This is a genomic window from Deinococcus pimensis DSM 21231, from assembly GCF_000519345.1.
GTDB lineage: Bacteria > Deinococcota > Deinococci > Deinococcales > Deinococcaceae > Deinococcus_A > Deinococcus_A pimensis.
The window spans coordinates 383,737-384,423 of record NZ_KI912633.1 but is presented as its reverse complement, the minus strand read 5'-3'; the positions used below and the strand labels follow the sequence as shown (position 1 = coordinate 384,423).

Here is a 687-nt window from a genome sequence, read left to right as displayed (position 1 = left end):
GGCTCGCCAGGGCCCTTCTCGACGCGCTCGACCGTCTCGGGCGCGGCTGAGGCGCCCCGGGCGTCAGGCCCTCGCGTCCGGACGCAGACCGCAGCCGTCGGCCATCCAGTTCGGGAAGGTCGTGCCCTGCGGGGCGGGCCCGGCGGGACGGGCGGTGGAGGCACTCCACCTGCGCAGGTCCCGGCCGCACACGTCCGTGAGCGGCTCGACGGCGTGGACGTCCCAGCGGTAGCAGTCGTGCTCGGGGAAGCTGCCGAGCAGCGCGTGCAGGTCCTGCTCGCTCGGGGCTTCGAGGATGCCCGCGAGGCATCTCGTGCCGCTCACCTGCATCACGCAGCCTGCCGCCGCGTGCCTGTCGTGCCAGGCGCTCACCTCCTCCAGCGAGCGCGTGAGGAGCATGGGAACGTGGACCGGGGTGGCGTTCACCAGGAAGCGCATGGAGTCCTCCTTCGAGGAGCGCGGGAACCGGGAGGGACCCTATTGTAGGCTTTTTCACAGGAAGGCGGGTGAGGCCGTCCGCCGATCCCGATCTCCTCGCGATCGGCGCCCTCGCCTCAACGGCGTACGCGCCGGGCGACGGTGCGTGAAGGTCCCCGCACCGCGACCGCCACCCACGCCGCCTGCGCCACGAGGCAGACCGCCGTCACCACGAAGGGCGCGCGGTAGCCCGCGTGCAGCAGCAGCGCG

Annotated in this window: 1 protein-coding gene; it reads right to left on the bottom strand. The window is 73.2% G+C overall.

What is annotated here, in order from left to right; translation table 11 throughout:
* Positions 1-63: 63 nt before the first annotated feature.
* Positions 64-438 carry a hypothetical protein gene (locus tag DEIPI_RS39130; RefSeq protein WP_027481271.1) on the bottom strand — a complete coding sequence of 125 codons (375 nt, stop codon included), beginning with the start codon at positions 436-438 and terminating at the stop codon, positions 64-66.
* Positions 439-687 lie beyond the last annotated feature (249 nt).